Here is a 3,788-nt window from a genome sequence, read left to right as displayed (position 1 = left end):
ATAAACCTAATAATTGTTTGAAGCAAAGGTAGCTCTCCTTATAAAGCTAGGAAAGATGTACTTGCTCGGAACGATACTTTAAATTATACATTATTGATAAGCATCAGCAGCCCTTTAGGTAATCATCATTCAATTCTTCAAATTTTTCTCGTTCCAAATTATTTTCTGGATGCTTAAACTCGCCTACTTTTTGATAGAAAAAAGTATAACCTTCTCAATTTCGATATTCAAAGTATTTCCTAAGCGAAGGGTATATTTAATTTCTTCAGACTTAAGTCCAATCTCATCAAAGATTATGGTAAACTCTTTAGTAATTGTCTCTAAGTCCTCAGATTCATTTTTCAATAAATTGGCTATTTCGGAGTGATGGTGCCACCTATTTCGGTCAAATGGTGCCACTTTGAGAGATCATACAATTATAGTTAAATTTTGTTATTATTCCTGTTTTAAAATTCCTTTTCTTAAGCTTTCTCCTTTAAGATCGATCCTATGAGAAGAGTTTACAATTCGGTCTAGTATAGCGTCGGCAATAGTTCCTTCTCCAATAATATCGTACCATGCAGATACAGGTATTTGTGAAGCTATGATGGTAGTAGTTGGATATTCCGGTGATACTGACCCCCCGTACCGGTCATGTTGACCCCCCTTGCGATTTTGGTCAAAAAAGATAAGATACTGACAAACTTACAGTTTTTTCCTTAAACTTTCTCCTTTTAATTCTATGCGATGAGAAGTGTGTACTAATCGATCTAATATTGCATCTGCAATGGTTGCTTCTCCAATAATTTCATACCAACTTCCTACAGGCAATTGGCTGGCGATTATGGTCGATGCTTTGCTATGTCGGTCCTCGATAATTTCCATGAGATCCATTTGTTGTTGTTTTTCTAAATGTGCTAGCCCAAAATCATCGAGGATTAATAGGTTTGCTTTTGCGAGTTTTTCAAAGAACTTGAAGATGGTTCCGTCTATTCTTGCCATTTTGGTTTTGATTAGTAGTTTTTGGGTATTAAAGTAGAGTACTTTGTAACCTTGTGAACAGGCCTGGTGCCCCAGTGCAGAAGTCATAAAGCTTTTACCACAACCAGTAGCTCCTGTAATAAGCACGGACTCTCCTTTGTTTAGATATTCTGCTGTGGCTAATGCTGTAATTTGTGATTTATCCACACCTCTTGAGGGGTCATAATGAAGTTCTTCGATGCTGGCCTGATAGCGGAATCGTGCCGTGTTTTTGAGCCTTTCAAAACGCCTGTTCATACGTTCTTGTTCTTCTGCCTGCAGCAGGACTTCAAGCCCCTCACTAAGGGATAACTCATGATGCCCACGGGTTTCCATCATAGCTTTCCAGCTGGTGTTCATTCCGTGTAATCGGAGGTTTTTGAGTTGTTTTTCAATAGGATTCATTACGCTTTATTTTTAGATTATTACTGATTATTTATAAGAGGATGCTCCCCGTATGTTTTGATGTTCTGGCAAGTCTTTATCTTTTATAGCCTGCGTATCCCCCGTCATTTTGTTTTCTAAGATTCGCTGTAAAAAACCAAAGGAGTAATTGTGGTTATCCATGGCTATAGTGCAGGCTTTGGTAAATTCTAGAGGTGCTGTTTTCTTTGCCAGATTAAAAATGCCATCACAGGTTCTGTAGAGTTGTTCTGGATATTTATCTTGTTTGAAGAGGGCTTTAAGATATTGATACAAATCCTCTGAGTGTTTATACCCGCGTTGAAGATAATACTCCGGGCTACGTGTAAGATAGTGCTGGTGATGAGAACACAGGTGTTCTTTTAGAGTACTATATCCTGATTTTTTATAACTTCTGGGATGTACTGCAATCAAAGTCCCCTTACTGTAGATCCTGACCAAATTTCGGGTATAAATCACCTTGACCTGAACCCCAATATATGCATAGGGAACACTATAGTAATGCTTGTCTATAGTCAAATAGATGTGGTTGTTTTTAGCCACTTTGTGCCTTTTGTAATACTTGATCTCAAAGTCTTGTGTCACCAAAGGGATTAGAGTTTGTTTTTCATCTGCCAAAAACTTTTCTTCCCTACAATACTCCTTGCGTTGCATGCGAGTTTGATTATGGGCTTTTACCTTTTCTCTGATCGCTTGGTTCAAAGAAGGAAGGTCAAAGAATTGTTGGTTACGCAGTTTGGCATATACCCGGTTATAGATGAGTTTCACCTGATTCTCTACAAGGGCTTTGTCTTTGTTATGTAAAGTTTTACATACCTGAAGTTTCGCACCTAGTGTTTATGCGTTTTTAGAGGGGTAAAAAAAGGAAAAAAGTAGCATGAAAACCTTGGTAAACCCTTGATTTTATTGTATTTTTAAGTTGAAAGACAAACAAATACAAAACATGCTACATAACAAAGATATCGCTAAAATTGAAGAAATAAAAGGAATTTTCGATCGCAAATGGGTTACCCCTGAATACCTATCCAACCACTTAGATATTTTAAAGTTTAAAAAGACCAGCAAATCTTTTTCTTGGACCAAAAAGAGTGGTATTCCTTTTCAAGAGCTTATAGGTACACTCTTGGTTTTACCGATCTTAGGGTTTCAAACAATTCATTGCTTTGTAAAAAATTCGGATAGAAACGTTTTTATCTATGGTAAGGATGCCTACTATCGGATATTGTCCAATCAAAACATAGACTGGAGAAGGCTCTTATTTTCATTCATATCTCAATATTTACACAAGGACAGTGATTTCACACCTCCACAAAATGAGCTGAAGTGTTTGGTCTTTGACGATACCGACATCCCTAAAACTGGAAAAACCATAGAAGGTATTTCTAAAATCTATAACCACGTGACCAAACGATATATCTTTGGTTTCAAGCTGTTGGTGGCAGGGTACTGGAATGGCAGTGTGCTTATCCCGGTGGATTTCAGCTTTCACAGGGAAAGTAAAAACACCAAATATGGGCTTACCGCTAAAGAGCGTAAAAACCAACAATCCATTGTACGCTGCAAGACAACCAAGGCATATCACCGTTTTTCAGAGCTTAATTCAAAGAAGACCTCTACCATGATCCAGATCTTCAAGCGAATCTGTAAACGTAAGATCAAGATAGATTACATCCTTATGGATAGTTGGTTTACCTCCCTGAGTGTGATCAAAAAGCTCAAATCAGTGGACAACGATGTTGATATCATAGGAATGTACAAATATAACAGCACCCTTGTCATTGAAAATAAAGAAGTTACAATCAAGGCACTTAAAAAGAAAAAAGTGAAAGCGAAACGGTGCAGAAAAATGAATTTTTATTACCGAAAATATTACGCTAAAATTGATGGTATCCCAGTGGTGATCTTTCTTTCTAAAAAAGGGGTGAACGGGAAATGGCACACCCTACTATCAACAGACACAAGGCTGACTTTTGTTAAAATGATAGAAACCTACAACATACGATGGACCATTGAGGTGTTTTTTAAAGAAATGAAGCAATTGTTTGGGTTGGGCAAATGCCAATCCACCAATTTTGACGTGCAGGTGGCACAAACAACTATAGCAATGATACAATACCTCCTTACCAGCATACGATACCGTATGGAAGCTTATGAAACTATTGGTGGACTATTTCGAGAACTCAAACAACGATACATCAAATATAAACTTGACCAAAGGATCCTAAGGATAGTAATGCAAATAATAGCTGTTTTGGAATTGATTGTCGATAATTTGGATATAGAACTAACTAGTTTAGCCCCTAATAAGTTCGGAGTGTTCTTTTAAATTTCAAACTAATATATTTGAGATATGAAATACAAGAAAT

3 protein-coding genes and 1 pseudogene are annotated in these 3,788 nt (G+C 37.0%); 1 reads left to right on the top strand and 3 read right to left on the bottom strand.

Features of this window, described 5'->3' with window-relative positions; translation table 11 throughout:
* Nucleotides 1–435 precede the first annotated feature (435 nt).
* From CVD18_RS21720 to CVD18_RS21710, 3 genes are all read right to left on the bottom strand, one after another.
* Nucleotides 436–585 carry an ATP-binding protein gene (locus CVD18_RS21720; protein WP_369858940.1) on the bottom strand — a complete coding sequence of 50 codons (150 nt, stop codon included), beginning with the start codon at nt 583–585 and terminating at the stop codon, nt 436–438.
* Nucleotides 586–684: 99 nt separating this feature from the next.
* Nucleotides 685–1,404 (bottom strand): IS21-like element helper ATPase IstB, encoded by a 720-nt coding sequence (gene istB, locus CVD18_RS21715; RefSeq protein ID WP_103867558.1) that lies wholly within the window; start codon nt 1,402–1,404, stop codon nt 685–687.
* A gap of 27 nt (nt 1,405–1,431) precedes the next feature.
* Entirely contained in the window at nt 1,432–2,190 is a 759-nt protein-coding gene (locus tag CVD18_RS21710; RefSeq protein WP_103867557.1) for a hypothetical protein, read from the bottom strand.
* 175 nt (nt 2,191–2,365) lie between these two features.
* On the opposite strand from CVD18_RS21710, the pseudogene CVD18_RS21705 reads away from it, so the two are divergent.
* Nucleotides 2,366–3,709, top strand: a pseudogene (locus CVD18_RS21705) (transposase); the annotation flags it as partial.
* Nucleotides 3,710–3,788 lie beyond the last annotated feature (79 nt).

Origin of the sequence: Aquimarina sp. I32.4, assembly GCF_002924285.1 — a bacterium.
In the GTDB taxonomy this organism is placed as follows: Bacteria; Bacteroidota; Bacteroidia; order Flavobacteriales; family Flavobacteriaceae; genus Aquimarina.
This window is presented reverse-complemented; position numbering and strand designations above follow the sequence as displayed.

What these genes read in the sequence shown, in the direction of transcription:
- istB (WP_103867558.1), bottom strand. Translation starts at nt 1,404, where the DNA reads ATGAATCCTATTGAAAAACAACTCAAAAACCTCCGATTACACGGAATG.